This window comes from Pseudomonas sp. TMW22089, from assembly GCF_022496645.1.
GTDB lineage: Bacteria > Pseudomonadota > Gammaproteobacteria > Pseudomonadales > Pseudomonadaceae > Aquipseudomonas > Aquipseudomonas paraversuta.
Genome location: NZ_SCFG01000022.1, coordinates 41,886 through 59,268 on the forward strand (window position 1 = coordinate 41,886; position 17,383 = coordinate 59,268).

The following is a 17,383-nucleotide window of genomic DNA, read 5'->3' on the forward strand; positions in this document are numbered from 1 at the left end:
TATGTGTTGTCGCGATCAGGCATGGACGACAGGCCGAAATGAAAATCACGGGGGTGTATTTTCATCGATCGGGGCTGGGGCTGTAGGAGCGAGTTTGCTCGCGAGCTGTCTGAAAAGCTCGCGAGCAAGCTCGCTCCTACAAAAAGGCGGGGGGTTACTCGTGGTGGACGCGGGCGCGCTTGAGCAGTTTTTTGCTGCGCTCGGACAAATGCAGGACCCGCAGGTGTTTGCCCGCTTTTGTGTAACGCTCGCGCAGGGTGTCCAGCGCGGCAATGGCCGAGTAGTCGACAAAGCTCAGATGGCTGCAATCCAGGGTCACTCTGGCCGGGTCGCCAGCAGGATCGAACTGTTTGAGAAAGGCCGCCGTCGAGGCAAAAAACAAGGTGCCGTGGACCCGGTAAAGCTTGCTGCCATCAGTTTCCAGATAGGTGTCGGCGTACAGCTGGCGCGCCTGCTGCCAGGCAAAATTGAGGGCCGCGATGATGACCCCGCACAACACCGCAACGGCCAGATCGGTGAACACGGTGATCACCGTTACCGCGACAATCACCAGAACATCGTTCAACGGCACCTTGTTCAGCACCCGCAATGAGGCCCAGGCAAAGGTTTGTTGCGCGACCACAAACATCACGCCCACCAGCGCCGCCAATGGAATGCGCTCGATAAACGGCGACAGAAACAATACGAACAGCAAGATCATGATCCCGGCCGTTACCCCGGACAGGCGACCGCGTCCGCCAGAACTGAGGTTGACCACGGTCTGGCCGATCATGGCGCAGCCACCCATGCCGCCAAACACGCCCGATACCATGTTCGCGGCGCCCAGCGCCACGCACTCGCGGTCCGGATAACCACGGCTTTCGGTGATTTCATCGGTCAGGTTCAGGGTCAGCAGGGTTTCCAGCAGGCCCACCAGCGCCATGACGATGGCGTAGGGCGCAATGATGCCCAGGCTTTCCAGGTTCCACGGGATATCGGGCAGGCTGAACGTCGGCAAGCCGCCAGCAATATGCGCCATGTCACCCAGGGTGCGGGTCGGCAAACCCAGCAGATAAACCGCCAGCCCGACCCCGAGGATTGCCACCAGGGCCGGCGGCGCGGCCCGGGTCACCCGGGGCAGCAAATAAACGATGGCCATGGTCAGCGCCACCAGCCCGATCATCAGGTACAACGGCGCGCCGCTCAGCCAGGTTGCGCCATCCTTGAAATGATCCAGCTGGGCCATGGCAATGATGATCGCCAGGCCGTTGACGAAGCCCAGCATCACCGGGTGCGGCACCATGCGCACCAGCTTGCCGAGCCTGAGCAGCCCGAACGCCAGCATGATCAGACCGCCCAGCAGCACAGTGGCCAGCAGGTATTGCACGCCGTGTTGCACCACCAGCGCGACAATCACCACGGCCATGGAGCCGGCAGCACCGGAGACCATGCCCGGCCGGCCGCCAAAGAGCGCGGTAAGGGTGCAAATGATGAACGCGCCATACAGCCCCATCAACGGATTGAGGTGGGCTACCAGCGCGAAAGCGATGCACTCGGGCAGCAGGGCAAACGACGTCGTGAGTCCGGCCAGGGCATCAGCGCGCAGACGTGTGAGTTTCATGGCGTACCTAAAATTCGGGGCGGGAAAAGCGGAGGGGGTATCGAAAAAAGAATGGTAACAAATTGCGAAGATGCGGGATAACCGTAGGAGCGAGCTTGCTTGCGAGCTTTTCAGCGCAGAGCTCGCGAGCAAGCTCGCTCCTACAGGTTTTTCAGGGTGTTCTTACTTCACAACCTTGCCAACCCCGCGACCACGGGGGTCAGAGGCGGTTTCCAGCTGGGTGCCGTTAACCCGGATCGCCTGTATATCACCCATGTTCCAGCCCTGATCCTCCAGGGTGTAGCCCATGGCTTTGAGCTCATCGGCAACTTTGCCGGTGAGCGGCGCGTAGGCGTCATAGTAGATCGTGTCTTTAGGCAGCAACTGGTGATGTACCCGCTGGGCGGCCACGGCTTTTTCCAGCGGCAGGTTGTAGTCGTAGATATTGTTCAGCACCTGGAAGATCGAGGTGAAGATCCGCGAACCGCCCGGCGTACCGAGCACCAGGGTGACCTGACCATCACGGGTCACCAGGCTCGGGCTCATCGACGACAACATGCGCTTGCCCGGCTCGATGGCGTTGGCATTGCCCCCCACCACACCAAAGGCGTTGGCCACGCCCGGCTTGGAGCTGAAGTCGTCCATTTCATCGTTGAGCAGGAAGCCCGCGCCTTTGACCACGACGCCACTGCCGTAATCCCAATTCAGGGTGTAGGTGTTGCTGACGGCGTTGCCGTCTTTATCGACAATGGAGAAGTGCGTGGTCTGATGCGGCTCAAGTCCGGGCTTGATATTGGCCGTCGGCGAAATCGCTTTCGGGTTCACTTCTTTTGCCCGCTTGGCGATGTAGGCCGGGTCGGTCAACTCGGCCACCGGCATCTTGCCGAAGTCCGGATCACCGAGGTAATCGGCACGGTCGGCAAACACGCGCTTTTCAATTTCGGACAACAGGTGGATGTAAGGTGCCGAGTTCAGTTCGACACCTTTGAAGTCCGCGGCGCGGTCTTCCTTGATGCCGATCAGTTGCGCCAGTGCGATACCGCCAGAACTTGGCAGCGGTGCGGTGTACAAGCTGTTGCCGCGGAAATCGACCCGCATCGGCTCACGCCAGTTGACCTTGTAGTCATTCAGATCTTCTTTGGTGATCAGGCCCTTGTCCTGCTGCATCTGGGCAATCAGCAGGTCGGCGGTCTGGCCGTGGTAGAACTCTTTGGCGCCCTGGTCGGCAATACGTTCCAGGGTGGCGGCCAGTTCAGGCTGCTTGAAGGTTTCGCCAGGTTTCATGCTGCCGAAATAGTCGCTGAAATTGGTGGTGCCCTTGAACAGCGCCAACGCATCTTCGCGGTACTGGTATTGCTGATCGGCCACCTTGAAGCCGTTTTTCGCGTAGCCCACGGCGGGGGTCAACAACTCGCTCCATGGCAATTTGCCAAAGCGCTGATGGACTTCCCACAGGCCCATCACCGTACCCGGCACGCCAGCGGCGCGCGAGCCGACCAGGCTCAGGTTCTCGATGATTTCGCCTTTGTCATTGAGGTACATATCGCGGCTGGCAGCCTTGGGCGCCGTTTCGCGATAGTCGAGGAAGTAGGGTTTGCCATCGATAAACAGGGTCATGAAACCACCGCCACCAATGTTACCGGCTTCGGGGTAAGTCACGGCCAGGGTGAAGGCGGTTGCGACTGCGGCATCGACTGCGTTGCCGCCTTTTTTGAGAATTTGCGCCGCGACTTCAGCGCCGTACTGATCCGGGGCGGCGACTGCACCGCCTTCCAGCGTAACGGCATAGGCTGAACAGCTGGCTGCGATGGCAGCCGTCAAGGCCAGGGTTTTGAACCATACAACACGCATTGGAACTTCCTTTTATTTTTGTATAACGATGCCGAACATTGTCTGATTTCAGAAACGTTTACAAACAACAAAAGTAAAAATGCGGGCCTGTGCACAAACCGAAAAGCTATCCAAGAACAGCAGGAGCGAGCTTGGGCGCAAAAGAGCTCGCTCCTGCGGGGGGCAGAGATCAGGGGTTACAGCATTTGGTTTTTGATCCACTCCACCACGCTGCTGCGTTGCGGCGTCCAGCCCAGCAGTTCGCGGGCGTTTTTGCCGCGTACCCGGCTGTTGGAACCCAGGCCGTAGTTGGCCATTTCATAGCCCCATTCAGCTTCAGCATCGGCCAGCGGCCAGTCGTGGGCTTCACCCAGCCCCAGCACCCGGGCGATGGCGTTGCTCATGTCGGCAAACGCCGCTTCGCCACTTTCAACAAAGTAGAAAGTCCCGGCCGGGGTGTTTTCCAGTGCCAGCAGGTACAGGGCCACGACGTCGTCGATATGCACGTTGGACCAGATGTTTTGCCCGCTGCCGACATGACGCACGACTCCGCTCTTGCGGGCCTGTTTGAGCAGGCGCGGCAGTTGCACGCTGTCGCGTTTTACCCCCAGGCTGTGGCCGTAAATCAGGGTGTTGCAGATGACCGCTGAACGTACATTGTCGTTGGCCGCCGCCAGTACCAGATTGTCGATGGCAACCCGCGCCGCCTTGTCGACGCTCGGCTCGGGCAACTGACCTTCGTAGTAGACAACGTCGCTGGCCTTGCCACCCGAGGCGTCGCCAACAATGCTCGAACCGCTGGTGTGCAAAAACACTTTGCCGCTGCCGCGCAGGGCCTTGAGCAAGGCTTCGACGGCGCCCCGATGGTCGCTGCTGGCCGCGTTGATCACCGCATCCGCCTGGCTAGCCTGCTTGGCGAGCAAGTCGCTGTCATCCAGGGCGCCCAGCACCGGCGTGATGCCAAGGGCGAGCATTTCCTGTTGCTGATCGGTGTTGCGCACCAGACCCGTAACCTGATGCCCGGCCTTGACCAAAGCGCTGGCAATTGAACCGCCGATAAATCCTGCTGCGCCGGTAACGAAAACCTTCATGGAGTGACTCCCGCGTGAAATAAGTGATGCCGCCAGTATCGAAGAGTGAGGGCACTGGAAAAACCCGCCGCGGGCCAATTCAGTCTTGCGTACAGATCACTAATGCGCGGGGATTTACCCTTTGAAGTACGGCACCGCATAGCTGGCGAGCTTGTCCTGGATGAAGTCCAGAAAGCACTGAATGCGTAGCGCCAGCTGCGAGTTGCGGTAGTACACCGCGTGGATCGGCTGGCGGTAGCCGCTGTTGAATTCGCCCAGCAGCACTTGCAGGCGCCCGGTCTTGACGTCTTCATGGGTCATGAAATGCGACAGGCAGGCGATGCCCTGCCCTTGCAGCGCCAGATGGCGGACCGTCTCGCCACTGGAAGCACTGATGTGCGGCTCGATGGCCCAGCGATCGCCTTGTGCATAACGCAACGGCCATTGGTTCAAACCGTCATTTTGGGTAAAACCGATCAGGGTGTGACTGGCCAGATCGGCGACGCTGCCGGGGGCGCCGTGGCGGGCGATGTAGTCGGGGCTGGCGAGGATGCTCAAGGGGCTGCAGCCCAATGAGCGGGCGTGCAAGGTGGAATCGGCCAGGGTACCGATGCGGATCGCGATGTCAGTGCTTTGCTCCAGCAAGTCTATGATCAGATCATTACTGTTGAGTTCCAGCTGGATCTCGGGGTAGAGCTCACGGAACTCGCTGATATACGGCACGATGGCATGCAGCATGAACGGCGAGGCGGCATTGATCCGCAGACGCCCGGAAGGCGTGCGCTGGTGGGAAATCAAACGGTCTTCAAGCTCATCCATTTGCTCCAGGATCAGCTTGGCCCGCTCGAAGAAAAACTTGCCCTCCTCGGTCAGGTCCATGCGCCGCGTGGTGCGGTTGATCAAGGTGGTTTCGAGCTTGGCCTCCAGCCGTGACAAGGTACGGCTGACCGCCGAAGGAGTTTGTCCGGCCTGTTCGGCAGCCGCGGAAATGGAGCCGCACTCAATCACTGAAACAAAGATTTGCAGCTCATCGGATCTGGCTTTCACACGTGCCCCTCATTGGTAACTGCCTGCAGCGTAGTCGCTGACTCGCGAAGCGAGGCTGCGATCAGGGTAGCAATTTCACACTGATCGCAGTCCCGCGGTGCGCAATCAAACGGCTCGCAGCCGCGCTCCGCGAGTCAGCGACTACCGCAATTGCAGGCGTTAGATGGCGAACACTTGTTTCAGGTGTTGCTCATAACGGGCGGCATCGTCCTGGGGTTGTGGACGTTTCATCACGTCGACACACAGGAAGGTCGGCAAGGCGCTCATGCCAAGGAACTCATTGGCCTTGTGGAACGGGAAGTACACCGCGTCCACGCCTTTGCCTTCGAAGAAGTCAGCCGGATCATCAAAGGCTTGCTGCGGTGCGTTCCAGGTCAGCGACAGCATGTACTTTTTGCCGTGAATCAAACCACCGCTGCCATAGCGCTGCGAAGCGTCGGAACGGGTACGGCCGTCACTGGCGTAGAGCTTGCCGTGACCTTCGGTGAAGACTTCGTCGATGTACTTTTTAACGATCCAGGGGGCGCCCATCCACCAGCCCGGCATTTGATAAATGATCACGTCGGCCCACAGGAATTTCTCGACTTCCTCGGCCACGTCATAGCCTTCATCGATGTGGGTGACTTTGACTTCGAAGCCCTGGCGATCGAAAAAAGCCAGCGCAGTGTCGTGCATGGTCAGGTTGTAGCGACCATCGGAGTGGGCAAATTTTTTGGCACCGTTAAGCAAGAGTATTTTTTTCATCATCAGCCTCATTCGGGATTAACCCTCAGCGCTGTTGAGCGGCCTTCGGGTGTTAAAGATTTAATACCTGGCAGGGTATTGATCACTGCCCTCGGGAAAAACCCGCATCGGAGCAAATCACCTTTGCTTATCAAGCACGAATAGCTGCCATATTGTTGCCAAAACCTTTAACCAGCGATTAGCAGATGCATACCCAATAGCGCCATACCGATAAAAAATACGGATTTGAATAATGCGCCGCTGATGCGCTGACGCAGCCATTGACCCAGCCACATGCCGAGCATGGCGGGCAGCAGCGCCAGCAATGACCCATTGAGCTCGCCGCCACCCAGACTACCGCGCCAGTAAAGCCCGGCAGCCAGGGCCAAGGTGGAGACGCTGAAGGACAATCCCAAGGCCTGTACCAGCTGATTTTTGCTTAAGCCCAGGGCCTGCAGATACGGCACGGCAGGGATTACAAACACACCGGTGGCCGAGGTAATGATCCCGGTGATCAACCCGCAGGTTGGCCCCAGCCAGTTCTCCATCCGTGGCGCGACCCGCAGCACGGGCAGAAACAGCCCGCTCAAGGCATACAGCAACAAGGCCATGCCCAAAGCCCGTACCACCCAGCTGCCGCCATCACTGCTGAGCCACAGCATGCCAAGGCCGGTGCCCAGCAAAATCCCCAGTTGCATCGGCCACAGCCGCTTTATCAGCCTGCGTAGCCGGCCGCCCGCAGCCAGTTGCCAGGTATTGGTGACGATGGACGGGATGATCAGCAATGCCGCTGCCTGTGCCGGGGCAATAGCCAGACCCAACAAGCCCATGGCTACCGTCGGCAAGCCGAGGCCAATCACCCCCTTGACCGTTCCGGCCACCAGAAAAGTAAGCAGCACCAGCAGTGACAGGGACCAGCCAAGGTTTTGGTAGAACTCGAAGAGTGTTTTCATGGCCCTATGCTGGGCCACGGTGCCGGGGTTGGAAATGCGTCATATACTGAGCCAGCCTCTTGCATGACAAGAGGCTTATTTACCAAGGCAGGTGACATGGAGGCTTATGCACTTCGATCTGGTGGATTTACGGCTGTATCTCAATTGCCTGCAGACCGGCAGCATCACCGCGGGCGCCGGTCTCAGCCATTTGTCCCTGGCCGCCGCCAGTGCGCGCATCAGGGCGATGGAAGCGGCGCTGGGGGTGGCATTCTTGCAACGCAGCCGGCGGGGCATCAGCCCGACACCTGCGGGCCAGGCGCTGGCGCAACATGCCCGGCTGCTGCTGCGACAGGTGGAACGCATGAATCACGATCTGGCCGAATACGCCCAGGGCTTTAAAGGCCAGGTACGGTTGCTGTGCAATACCGCAGCCCTTACCGAATATCTGCCCGAGTTGCTGGCCGATTTTGTACGCCAGCATCCCCATATCAGCGTCGACCAGCACGAATTGACCAGCCTGCGTATCACCCATGCCCTGCGCCAGGACGCCGCCGATATCGGGATAGTTTCCAATGCAGTCGATACCCGGGATCTGCAAACCCGGCCCTTTCGCGATGATCCGCTGGTGCTGGTGCTACCCCAGGAGCATCCACTCTCCAGTCTGCCGCAGCTCAGGTTCAGCGACACCTTGAGCCATGACTATGTTGGACTGTCAGCCAGCAGTGCACTGGCCGTGTATCTGGAAGAGCAGGCGCTGCACAGCGGTTGCCGCATGCAGGTGCGCATCCGGGCCGAGGGCTTTGATGGGGTCTTGCGCATGGTCGCCCGGGGCGCCGGGCTGGGCATAGTGCCCAAGGCCACCATCGAACGCTGGCAGGCACCGCGCACCTTCAAGGCAGTGCCCCTGAATGAGCCCTGGGCAGACCGCAAACTGCTGCTGTGCGCCCGCTCCTTCGAACAATTACCGGCCTGTGCGCAAACCCTGCTTGGGGCGCTATCGACCCCGGATAACCGATAAGAAACTTCCTAGAGTGCTGTTCGCCTGTATGCCTGAATTTTTACCAAGAGTAATATCCGGGGCTTGCTGACCCAACGCGGCGCCTGTCGTCCCGTTGATTTCATCATCATTGAGAATAACCACCCACAAGGCACCCGATGGCTGACGCTAACTCCCCCCCGGTCACACTCAAACGCGGTTTGAAAAATCGTCATATCCAGCTGATTGCCCTGGGCGGCGCTATCGGTACCGGGCTGTTTCTGGGCTCGGCGGGCGTGCTCAAGTCCGCAGGGCCGTCGATGATTCTCGGTTATGCGATTGCCGGCTTTATCGCGTTTCTGATCATGCGCCAGCTCGGCGAGATGATCGTCGAAGAACCCGTGGCCGGCTCGTTCAGCCACTTTGCCCATAAGTACTGGGGCGGCTATGCGGGCTTTCTGTCGGGCTGGAACTATTGGGTGCTGTACGTGCTAGTGGGCATGGCCGAACTGACTGCGGTCGGCAAATACATCCAGTTCTGGTGGCCCGAGGTTCCGACCTGGGTCAGTGCCGTGGTGTTCTTTGTGCTGGTCAACCTGATCAATACCCTGAACGTGAAGGTCTTCGGCGAGATGGAGTTCTGGTTCGCGATCATCAAGGTGGTGGCGATTGTCGGCATGATAGTGCTGGGTTGCTATCTGCTGATCAGCGGCACCGGCGGCTCCCAAGCCTCATTCAGTAACCTGTGGAGCCATGGCGGATTCTTCCCCAATGGCGGCACCGGTTTGCTGATGGCCATGGCCTTTATCATGTTCTCCTTCGGTGGCCTGGAGCTGGTGGGTATCACCGCCGCCGAAGCCAGCGAACCGAAAAAAGTGATCCCCAAAGCCATCAACCAGGTGGTGTACCGGATTCTGATTTTCTACGTCGGCGCCCTGACTGTTCTGTTGGCGCTGTACCCCTGGGACCAGTTGCTGGTGACCCTTGGCGCCGGCGGGGATGCATACGGCAGCAGCCCGTTCGTGCAGATTTTTGCCTTGATCGGCAGCAATACCGCCGCCCAGATCCTCAACTTTGTGGTGCTGACGGCTGCCCTGTCGGTCTATAACAGTGGCGTTTACTGCAACAGCCGCATGCTCTTCGGTCTGGCCGAACAGGGCGATGCACCCAAGGCGCTGATGAAGCTGACCAAAAATGGTGTGCCATTGCGGGCACTGGGGGTGTCGGCGCTGGTGACCTTGCTGTGTGTAGTGGTCAACTACCTGGCGCCGCACAAGGCACTGGAGTTGCTGTTCGCGCTGGTGGTGGCTTCGTTGATGATCAACTGGGCGCTGATCAGCCTGACCCATATCAAGTTCCGCAAGGCCATGGCGGTACAGGGCGTGAAGCCTTCGTTCAAAGCGTTCTGGTTCCCGCTCAGCAACATCCTGTGCCTGGTGTTCATGGCCACCATCGTCTCGGTGATCTGGATGATCCCCGATGTGCGTGCGTCGGTGTATGCGATCCCGGTGTGGCTGCTGATCCTTTACGGGTTCTATCAAGTACGCCTGCGTACGGGCAAAGCATTGGCAAACCCGCGCTGATCCTTGCCTGACACAACAAAGCCCCGGTCCTTGTATCAAGGATCGGGGCTTTTTCGTATCCGCAGGCTGCGTATTCGGGTCACTGGGGGTCGGAACCAGACATCTGCCGGACACCGCCGCCGGTTAGGCTGGAATCCGTGCCTTGATCCATCTACCGGAGTCCTTATGTCTGCGCCAATTACCGTACTTCGCGACACCCACCCCCTGCCCGTGCTTGATGCCTGCAAATGGGAAAAGCTCGAAGGCGATCCGCACACCGTGAACCTCAATGCCTACACCAGCGATGATGGCAGCAAAATCATGGGCACCTGGATTTGCACGCCCGGCAAGTGGTACGTGGAATACGTGAAGTGGGAGTACTGCGATTTCCGCGAGGGCTACTGCATCATCACCCCCGAGGGCAAACAACCGATTCATCTGCGGGCCGGGGATATCTTTATCGTGGAGCCGGGGATGAAAGGCACATGGGAAGTGGTTGAAACAGTGCGCAAGTATTTTGTCTTTGCCTGATTGGCACCACGCAAAAAACCGGGAGTCCGCCCGACGCGGACTCCCGTAAATGCCCTATTCGGGCTTGCGATAGCTATTGATGATGGCCGAGAAGTCTTTACCGCCCTCTCCGCGCAAACTCATTGCCTGGTACAACTGTTGCGCCACTGCGCCCATGACCACGGGCTGATGCGCCTGACGTGCAGCTTCGGTGGCCAGCCCCAGATCCTTGAGCATCAGCTCGGCACCAAAACCGCCGGTGTAGCCGCGCGAAGCGGGTGCCGTTGGCACAATGCCCGGCCACGGGTTGTAGATTTCGGAACTCCAGCAGCGTCCGGTGGAACTGTTGATCACCCCGGCCAGCACTTCGCTGTCGATACCCAATGCCGCGCCCAGAGCCATGGCTTCACTGACCCCGACCATGGAGATACCCAGCAGCAGGTTGTTGCAGATTTTAGCCACCTGGCCGGTGCCCACATCCCCACAATGGACTATGTTGCGGCCCATTTGCGAAAGGACCGGGTGCAGCGTATCGAACAGGGCCTGGCTGGCACCGACCATAAAGGTCAGGGTGCCTGCCTGCGCCCCGCCGGTGCCGCCGGACACCGGGGCATCGGCCATTTGCACGCCTTGTCTGGCCGCCGCGCCCGCTACATCGCGAGCGGTCTGCGGGTCAATGGTGCTGCAATCCACCGCCGGGACACCTTCGCCGATGCCGGCCAGCACCCCGTCTTCACCCAGCCATACGCTGCGCACATGGGCGGCAGCCGGCAGCATGGTGATCACCAGTTCAGTACCTTTGGCCGCCTCACGGGGCGAAGCGCTGACATGGCCGCCCAGGGCTGCCAGTTCAGCCAGAATGTCCTTGTTCAGATCAAACAGGTTCAACGAGTGCCCGGCCTTGAGCAGGTTGCGCGCCATCGGTGCGCCCATGTTGCCCAAGCCGATAAATGCAATGTTCATGGTCTGTGCCCTCAACGAAGATTGATGGTGGTGTTGACGCCATCATTCACGCTGTCATCGTCGAACCAGCGACTGGTGACGGTCTTGGTCTGAGTATAGAACTGCACCACTTGCTTGCCGTACGGCCCCAGATCGCCCAGCTTGGAACCACGGGAACCGGTGAAGCTGAAGAACGGGACCGGCACCGGAATCGGGATGTTGATGCCGACCTGGCCCACGTCGATTTCGTTCTGGAATTTACGCGCCGCCGCACCGCTTTGGGTGAACAGGCCGGTGCCATTGCCGAACGGGTTGGCGTTGACCAGCGCAATGGCCTGGTCAAGGGTATCGACTTCAATCACCACCAGGACCGGGCCGAAGATTTCCTGGGTGTAGATCTGCATGACGGTGGTGACACCCGAGAACAGGGTTGGCCCCACAAAGTTGCCGTGCTCGAAGCCCGGGACCTTGATATCGCGGCCATCCAGCTCCAGTACCGCGCCTTCCTTGATCCCGCTTTCAATCAGCCCCAGCACGCGCTCTTTCGCACGCTTGGAAATCACCGGGCCGACATCGGTACCCGCCTCGCTGCCGGCATTGACCTTGAGCTTTTGTGCCAGCGCCTTAAGGTCCGGCAACCATTGTTTGGCCGCGCCCACCAGCACCACCACCGAGGTGGCCATGCAGCGTTGCCCGGCAGCACCGAAACCGGCACCGACCAGAGCATTCAGGGTTTGCTGGCGATTGGCATCGGGCAGTACCACGGCGTGGTTTTTGGCGCCCATCATCGATTGCACGCGCTTGCCGTGGCGGCCTGCCAGGTCATACACGTGGGTGCCCACGGCGGTTGAACCGACGAACGATACAGCCTTGATATCGGCGTGGGTGCACAGAGCATCCACCACGTCCTTGCCGCCATGGACCACGTTGAGCACGCCTGGTGGAACCCCGGCTTCAAGAGCCAGCTCCACCAGCATCAGGGTCGACAGCGGGTCTTGTTCTGACGGTTTGAGGACGAAGGTGTTGCCGCAGGCGATGGCCATCGGGAACATCCACAGCGGAATCATTGCCGGGAAGTTGAAAGGCGTGATGCCTGCACAAACGCCGATAGGTTGACGCAAGGTGTAGGTATCCACCCCGCTCGCAACGTTTTCTGCGAACTCACCCATCTGCAGGGTACCGATAGAGCACGCGTGCTCCACGACTTCCAGGCCGCGAAAAATATCGCCCTCGGCGTCGGCAATGGTTTTGCCCTGCTCGGCACTGAGCACCGTGGCGATACGCTTGGAGTGTTCACGAATCAGCGCCTGCAACTTGAGCATGATGCGCATCCGCGCGCCGATCGGCGTCAGCCTCCAGGTCTGGAAGGCGCGTTGCGCTGCGGCGATAGCGGCGTTGACTTCATCGGGGGTAGCGAAAGGGACTTTGGCCAGTACTTGCTGAGTCGCCGGGTTGACGATGTCGTGCCACTCGGTGGTCTGGGACTCGACCCACTCGCCATCGATCAGCAGTCGGGCATTTTGGTACGGGGTAGTAGAAACGTTCATGGAAGTCTCCGAAATTATTGTTATGTCCGGTCACGCCAATCTGTAGGAGCGAGCTTGCTCGCAAGCAAGCTCGCTTCTACAGATTAAGTCGTGCACCGGTGCGCCCGGATTGGTCGCAGGACTGTTTTTGGAGTATAGGTGTGCGTTCTTCTAATAAGAACGCACATAAAAGCCGGTCTAACATGCAAAAAAACATCACATCGTTAAGCGCACTGAACTGGGACGACCTGAAGTTTTTTCTCGAGGTGGCCCGCACCCGCAAGGCCAGCAGCGCCGCCAAGCGCCTGGCGGTGGACTACACCACCGTGTCACGGCGTATCAGTTCGCTGGAAGCCGCGCTGGGTACCTTGCTGTTCGAAAAATCCCGTACCAATGGCTTCACCCTGACCCCTGAAGGCCAGCGTCTACTGGGCTATGCCGAGTCAATCGAGAGCACGCTGCACATGGCCTGCGAGCAGGTTTCGGGCTCGGGCGTGGCGCTGTCGGGGCATGTGCGAATGGGCTGCACCGAGGGCTTCGGAAGTTTTTTTATCACCCCGCAGCTGAGCCACTTCGTGGATGCCTACCCGGCCATTTCCGTGGACATCTTGCCGTTACCGCACTTCATCAGCCTGTCCAAGCGCGAAGCCGACATCGTGATTGCCCTGGAGCGCCCGGAACACGGGCCGTATGTGTGCTGCAAGCTGTGTGACTACCAGTTGCAGTTATTTGCTACCCAGGAATACCTGGACCAGCACCCGCCGATTCGCCGGGCGGCCGACCTGGTGGATCACCCGTTTATCAGTTACGTCGACGATCTGGCGTTCAGTTCCGAGTTGCTGTACCTGGCCAATGTGCTGCCCGGCGCCAGCGCCAACCTGCGCAGCACCAGCGTGATCGCGCAGTTCGTGGCGGCGCAGCAGGGTCGCTCGCTGGCAATCCTGCCGTGCTTTCTGGCGGCACAGGACCCGCGTTTGCTGCCGGTACTGCCGGACGAGATCAACCTCACACGCCAGTTCTGGATGTACTGCCGCGAGGACCTGAGGAAGCTCAAGCGGATCACCCTGTTGTGGGATTACATCCGCGAAGTGACTGAGCTAAACCGCCCGTTATTGCTGGGCGAGACGCATGTCCTTCGGTTCGCAGACTGAGAGTCTACAAGGAGCAAGGGAGCCCCATCCTAACGACCTCATCAGGCTCTTGGCAACGACTTGTGACAGGGGTTGTGACATCACTTGTGACAGTCGAAAGGGTTCTTACAGTGGCGCACGTGGGCGCGATAAGGACCCCATGAGCAGGCGCTGAGGCACAGGCGCGAGGGCCTACGGGGGTAACTGCACGTCATTTAACACTGAGGTCAGGTCGGAGAAATTTTCTTCATATTTCCATCAGCCTTTCAGGACCCTCAAGCGCCCGCAAAGACCTCAGTGAACAGCTCACCAAGGACCTCAGAGACGACCTCAGCGTTAGCGATCCCAAAGGTCGCCCCAAGGATGCCGACAAGCTTCCAGAACGCTCTGGACAATAGGACAGCCTTCACGACTGCCCACAGTTTCATATGGACCATCGTTAGGGCTTCTCGTGATGTGATGTGTGTTGCAGTAGGTATCGTGGTGAAGCCTCAAACACCCGGATTCGTAGCGGTTGAAACTCAAAACCTAAAGTAGGCTTGAGGCTTCCCACGAGACCCACGAGGTCCCCTTGAAGGGACCCCAATGGTTCTTGATGGTGATGGTGTTACTCAGCAGCGAAGACCACGCGAGTGATTAGCGGAAAGCTAACTGTCTCGGTCTGGAACTTCTCGGTAGGGTCGGCAGGGTTAGCCAGCTTCAGGCGAACTTTGCCCTGAGCGATTACGTCCGCCACACCGGTGACCTCAAGATCCCAGCCTTGAATGGCCGGATTACGAGTGGTCGTTACGTTCCAGATGTCGCCGTCTGGTCCCTCACGGAAGGACAACGAGGCGAAGCCCATAGGCAGCATAAACACACCATGGTCCTCACCCGAGTAGAACTGAGTGCGGGTCCCCAAGTAGTCCTCAAGGTCATCATGACCAGCACGCTGAGCGGCACGGTTCAGGACAGCCGACAAGACCACAGGCATCAGCAACACGAAGGACTCAAGGTCGCGACCCACTGCAAGGTTCAGGTGCATGGTCAAGGCGTCGATGATGTCTTCTGCACGCTCACGCGGAGTCGCACTCAGGGCGCCTGTATAGGTCTTGGTCTCGGTGGACTGAGCGTCCTTCAAGATACCCGCAACGACACCGCCACAGGTCAGCTCAAAGTCATCCAGCAGCTTCTTGCCAGTCTGTTGCAAGCCTTCACCGGACCAGCCTGCAATGAGGTGAGCGTCCAAGAAGGTGGTACGGAAGGAGAACAATGCAGCCTTGTCGCAGGGCTCCGTGAAGATCACATCGCCGACGATAGCCTGACCACTGGTGAACTCTGATTTGTCACCATAGATGCTGGTCCGAGGGTCGAAGGTAACCGAACGGTTCTGCATTACGACCAGTTGTTGAGCAGTCGGCTCAGTCTTGGCCGGACGGAACTCACAAGGGATCGCTTGGGCCGCTTCGGCTTTCCAATCACCTTCATTGAAATACTCATCGAGCGCCTGAGAAAAGATCTCGACGTAGATGCTGGTGTCCGCCGCCATGCCTTCCTTGATTTTGTCGGCACGGGTGAACTGGATACGGGTCGAGCCTTCGGTTTGGGACACGGTATAGGCGTTGGGTGCTTCGTATTGATCGCGTTTCATGATGGGTATTTACTCCTGAATTAGTTGTCTTGAAGGGTCGTAGAGGGATCAGTCAAAGTCGGGGAAAGAGGACCATGCACCGCCACCTCTGGCAGCTCGGGTCTCTACGCCCATACGTCGAATCCGCTCACTCTGGGCATCACGCTCAGCACGCTTACGGGCAGCCTCAAGGGGAGTCGGTGGGACCTGTTCCTTGGCTCGTTCAGCGAACCATGCAGCCTCAGCGGCGCGTGTGGCTTCCTGTTGGTCTTCCTTAGCGAAGACCGTGAAGGCCCGACGGGTCTCTACAGGAAACGCGACGGTACTCAGACCAGCATCACGGTATTGACGGACGATCTCGGTGACCTTGGGGTCGTTCTTGCCAGCCATAGCCAACAGACCAGCGAGCATTACGCCCTCGGCATATTCTCGGGATACGACTTGGCCTTGAACTTCAAGACGATCAGGGGTGTTAACGATGTTCAGTTTCATGGGGTTGTGTCTCCTAATAGACACATAGATCAAGCCGTGCCGCATGGGCGACGAAGACCAGAGGCCAAGGAGTTAGCCACTCCGGCGCCTTCACGGCTTGTCTATATGTTCTGGGTTTGAGGGATGTATTCGACGACTGAGGTGAAGCTTTTGCGGGTCGTCAAGGGTCCTTCGGGCAGCATGGCGGACTGACCTAATGGGCACTTTGGGGAGGGTCTTGCGGTTACTACTGGTGCGAGGTTAAGCGGTTGTAGCGGAGTCCTTAGAGAGACCCAGGACTTGGCTGTAAGCAATTGGTTGTCGATTCAACGGTACGGACAAAGGCACCATCAAGAGAGCGTCAAGATGGACACCACCGGCAATAAGGCTGTGCATGAAGGTCACCAAGTACCCGTGAAGGCGAGCCTCAAGGGCCGCTTGATCGACCACACGACCACCCAAGGGATGGATCATTGAGACGGCCTTTCGCTTGTAACTGTCAGTCCATTGATTGCGGATGGTTATGAGCTTCATGCGTGACGCTGGGGTCGAGCATAGGCTGTTGAGTAGGTCGAGGTAGGTCATCGCTGGGCGACCTGTGGGGAAACATTGGGACGCCCCACACGCTTAACTGTCGATTGCTTGGCAGCTAACTTTGCTCTGCTCTTCTGAGCCTTCGTCTCGGCTACCTTTAGGTTGATCTCTTCGGCCTTGTTACGGAGCCAATCCAGACCACGAGGTTTTACTCGCCAGCCTTCACGATTCCCAAACTCCGAAGAGGCCTTCACAAAGGCACCCACTTCGAAGCCCTGCTTACGTGGGCGTGGCGAGCCCTCACGGCTCCCGAAGTTATCCATGGGGTACACAAAGGAGCCCATTGAGACCAGAGCGTCCAAAGCGAGTCGAGATTGTTGAATACCAGTCACACGGCAAGCCTCAGTCCATGTCAGACCAGCACCTCGGGCTTTCATGTCGAGGGTCGAGGCCTTGGGCATGTTGGCGTCTAAGAGAGCGTCCTTATGGCGAAGCTCACTCACCGCGCTATTGCGCACTGCGACGAAGGCGTGAACTACCATCAGGTAAAAGTCTGGAGATACCCACATGGCATAAGCAATAGTCCCTGCCTCAGTTGCCCATGTACCCGGATTGGCACCACCCAAAGCAGTGTGGAAATTTCCACTCTGGTCTAAGGCTTTGCGGATCTCGTTATCCCACTGACTTGGCCGTTTGGCGTCAGGCAGGTCGAGACCCTTTTGAATCTCGTTGAGGTTCCACATACGATCTTGATTGGCAGAGAAAGTCTGACCGTTGATGACGACAGGTAGAAGTTCGGAAGTTTGCATATTCATGGTTTCCTTTTGATTGCTCCCTGAGTTCGCATCCACAGGCCAGCACAGAGACCCCATGACGGGTTCTGGCGAGTAGCACAGGGAGCAATCAGAAAGACTCTGTTGATGTATTGACCATGCGAAT

Annotated in this window: 15 protein-coding genes; 4 read left to right on the plus strand and 11 right to left on the minus strand. The window is 58.6% G+C overall.

Annotated elements, in window-relative coordinates:
• Positions 1–154: 154 nt before the first annotated feature.
• The 6 genes from EQV90_RS17540 to EQV90_RS17565 all read right to left on the minus strand — a co-directional run bounded on the left by EQV90_RS17540 (position 155) and on the right by EQV90_RS17565 (position 7,202).
• The gene (locus tag EQV90_RS17540; RefSeq protein WP_003439397.1) at positions 155–1,600 is read right to left on the minus strand and encodes a SulP family inorganic anion transporter; all 1,446 of its coding nucleotides are present in this window, start codon (positions 1,598–1,600) and stop codon (positions 155–157) included.
• Positions 1,601–1,762: 162 nt separating this feature from the next.
• Complete coding sequence (ggt, locus tag EQV90_RS17545; protein WP_003439396.1) at positions 1,763–3,430, minus strand: gamma-glutamyltransferase; 1,668 nt, start codon at positions 3,428–3,430, stop codon at positions 1,763–1,765.
• Between the two features lie 176 nt (positions 3,431–3,606).
• Positions 3,607–4,500 (minus strand): NAD-dependent epimerase/dehydratase family protein, encoded by an 894-nt coding sequence (locus EQV90_RS17550; protein WP_003439395.1) that lies wholly within the window; start codon positions 4,498–4,500, stop codon positions 3,607–3,609.
• A 114-nt stretch (positions 4,501–4,614) separates the two neighbouring features.
• The gene (locus tag EQV90_RS17555) at positions 4,615–5,526 is read right to left on the minus strand and encodes a LysR family transcriptional regulator (RefSeq protein ID WP_003439394.1); all 912 of its coding nucleotides are present in this window, start codon (positions 5,524–5,526) and stop codon (positions 4,615–4,617) included.
• A 159-nt stretch (positions 5,527–5,685) separates the two neighbouring features.
• Entirely contained in the window at positions 5,686–6,270 is a 585-nt protein-coding gene (locus EQV90_RS17560) for an NAD(P)H-dependent oxidoreductase (RefSeq protein WP_003439393.1), read from the minus strand.
• A 167-nt stretch (positions 6,271–6,437) separates the two neighbouring features.
• The gene (locus EQV90_RS17565) at positions 6,438–7,202 is read right to left on the minus strand and encodes a sulfite exporter TauE/SafE family protein (RefSeq protein ID WP_240878476.1); all 765 of its coding nucleotides are present in this window, start codon (positions 7,200–7,202) and stop codon (positions 6,438–6,440) included.
• A gap of 106 nt (positions 7,203–7,308) precedes the next feature.
• Here EQV90_RS17565 and EQV90_RS17570 point away from each other — a divergent pair, with 106 nt between their 5' ends.
• From EQV90_RS17570 to EQV90_RS17580, 3 genes are all read left to right on the plus strand, one after another.
• Positions 7,309–8,202, plus strand: coding sequence for a LysR substrate-binding domain-containing protein (locus EQV90_RS17570; RefSeq protein WP_060781833.1), 894 nt, complete (start codon positions 7,309–7,311; stop codon positions 8,200–8,202).
• Positions 8,203–8,339: 137 nt separating this feature from the next.
• Entirely contained in the window at positions 8,340–9,743 is a 1,404-nt protein-coding gene (locus EQV90_RS17575; RefSeq protein ID WP_240878477.1) for an amino acid permease, read from the plus strand.
• A 165-nt stretch (positions 9,744–9,908) separates the two neighbouring features.
• On the plus strand, positions 9,909–10,253 hold the full coding sequence (locus EQV90_RS17580; protein WP_003439389.1) for a cupin domain-containing protein: 345 nt from the start codon (positions 9,909–9,911) through the stop codon (positions 10,251–10,253).
• 54 nt (positions 10,254–10,307) lie between these two features.
• Here EQV90_RS17580 and mmsB read toward each other — a convergent pair whose 3' ends face one another.
• Positions 10,308–11,195, minus strand: a complete 888-nt coding sequence (gene mmsB / locus EQV90_RS17585) for a 3-hydroxyisobutyrate dehydrogenase (protein WP_010657277.1) — start codon at positions 11,193–11,195, stop codon at positions 10,308–10,310.
• Positions 11,196–11,206: 11 nt separating this feature from the next.
• Entirely contained in the window at positions 11,207–12,721 is a 1,515-nt protein-coding gene (locus tag EQV90_RS17590; protein WP_240878478.1) for a CoA-acylating methylmalonate-semialdehyde dehydrogenase, read from the minus strand.
• Between the two features lie 182 nt (positions 12,722–12,903).
• Between EQV90_RS17590 and EQV90_RS17595 the strand changes: the two genes are divergently transcribed.
• Positions 12,904–13,851, plus strand: a complete 948-nt coding sequence (locus tag EQV90_RS17595) for a LysR family transcriptional regulator (RefSeq protein WP_240878479.1) — start codon at positions 12,904–12,906, stop codon at positions 13,849–13,851.
• A 586-nt stretch (positions 13,852–14,437) separates the two neighbouring features.
• On the opposite strand, the gene EQV90_RS17600 is transcribed toward EQV90_RS17595, so the two are convergent.
• The 3 genes from EQV90_RS17600 to EQV90_RS17610 all read right to left on the minus strand — a co-directional run bounded on the left by EQV90_RS17600 (position 14,438) and on the right by EQV90_RS17610 (position 17,253).
• Complete coding sequence (locus EQV90_RS17600) at positions 14,438–15,460, minus strand: hypothetical protein (RefSeq protein ID WP_240878480.1); 1,023 nt, start codon at positions 15,458–15,460, stop codon at positions 14,438–14,440.
• A gap of 48 nt (positions 15,461–15,508) precedes the next feature.
• Positions 15,509–15,931 carry a hypothetical protein gene (locus EQV90_RS17605; protein ID WP_240878481.1) on the minus strand — a complete coding sequence of 141 codons (423 nt, stop codon included), beginning with the start codon at positions 15,929–15,931 and terminating at the stop codon, positions 15,509–15,511.
• Positions 15,932–16,491: 560 nt separating this feature from the next.
• On the minus strand, positions 16,492–17,253 hold the full coding sequence (locus EQV90_RS17610; RefSeq protein WP_240878482.1) for a KilA-N domain-containing protein: 762 nt from the start codon (positions 17,251–17,253) through the stop codon (positions 16,492–16,494).
• Positions 17,254–17,383 lie beyond the last annotated feature (130 nt).

Bases quoted from the DNA above. Each gene is read 5' to 3' on its own strand.
- EQV90_RS17560 (WP_003439393.1), bottom strand. From the start codon at position 6,270: ATGAAAAAAATACTCTTGCTTAACGGTGCCAAAAAATTTGCCCACTCC.
- EQV90_RS17570 (WP_060781833.1), top strand. From the start codon at position 7,309: ATGCACTTCGATCTGGTGGATTTACGGCTGTATCTCAATTGCCTGCAG.
- EQV90_RS17580 (WP_003439389.1), top strand. From the start codon at position 9,909: ATGTCTGCGCCAATTACCGTACTTCGCGACACCCACCCCCTGCCCGTG.
- EQV90_RS17575 (WP_240878477.1), top strand. From the start codon at position 8,340: ATGGCTGACGCTAACTCCCCCCCGGTCACACTCAAACGCGGTTTGAAA.
- EQV90_RS17550 (WP_003439395.1), bottom strand. From the start codon at position 4,500: ATGAAGGTTTTCGTTACCGGCGCAGCAGGATTTATCGGCGGTTCAATT.
- ggt (WP_003439396.1), bottom strand. From the start codon at position 3,430: ATGCGTGTTGTATGGTTCAAAACCCTGGCCTTGACGGCTGCCATCGCA.
- EQV90_RS17540 (WP_003439397.1), bottom strand. From the start codon at position 1,600: ATGAAACTCACACGTCTGCGCGCTGATGCCCTGGCCGGACTCACGACG.
- EQV90_RS17600 (WP_240878480.1), bottom strand. From the start codon at position 15,460: ATGAAACGCGATCAATACGAAGCACCCAACGCCTATACCGTGTCCCAA.
- EQV90_RS17595 (WP_240878479.1), top strand. From the start codon at position 12,904: ATGCAAAAAAACATCACATCGTTAAGCGCACTGAACTGGGACGACCTG.
- EQV90_RS17590 (WP_240878478.1), bottom strand. From the start codon at position 12,721: ATGAACGTTTCTACTACCCCGTACCAAAATGCCCGACTGCTGATCGAT.
- mmsB (WP_010657277.1), bottom strand. From the start codon at position 11,195: ATGAACATTGCATTTATCGGCTTGGGCAACATGGGCGCACCGATGGCG.
- EQV90_RS17605 (WP_240878481.1), bottom strand. From the start codon at position 15,931: ATGAAACTGAACATCGTTAACACCCCTGATCGTCTTGAAGTTCAAGGC.
- EQV90_RS17565 (WP_240878476.1), bottom strand. From the start codon at position 7,202: ATGAAAACACTCTTCGAGTTCTACCAAAACCTTGGCTGGTCCCTGTCA.
- EQV90_RS17610 (WP_240878482.1), bottom strand. From the start codon at position 17,253: ATGCAAACTTCCGAACTTCTACCTGTCGTCATCAACGGTCAGACTTTC.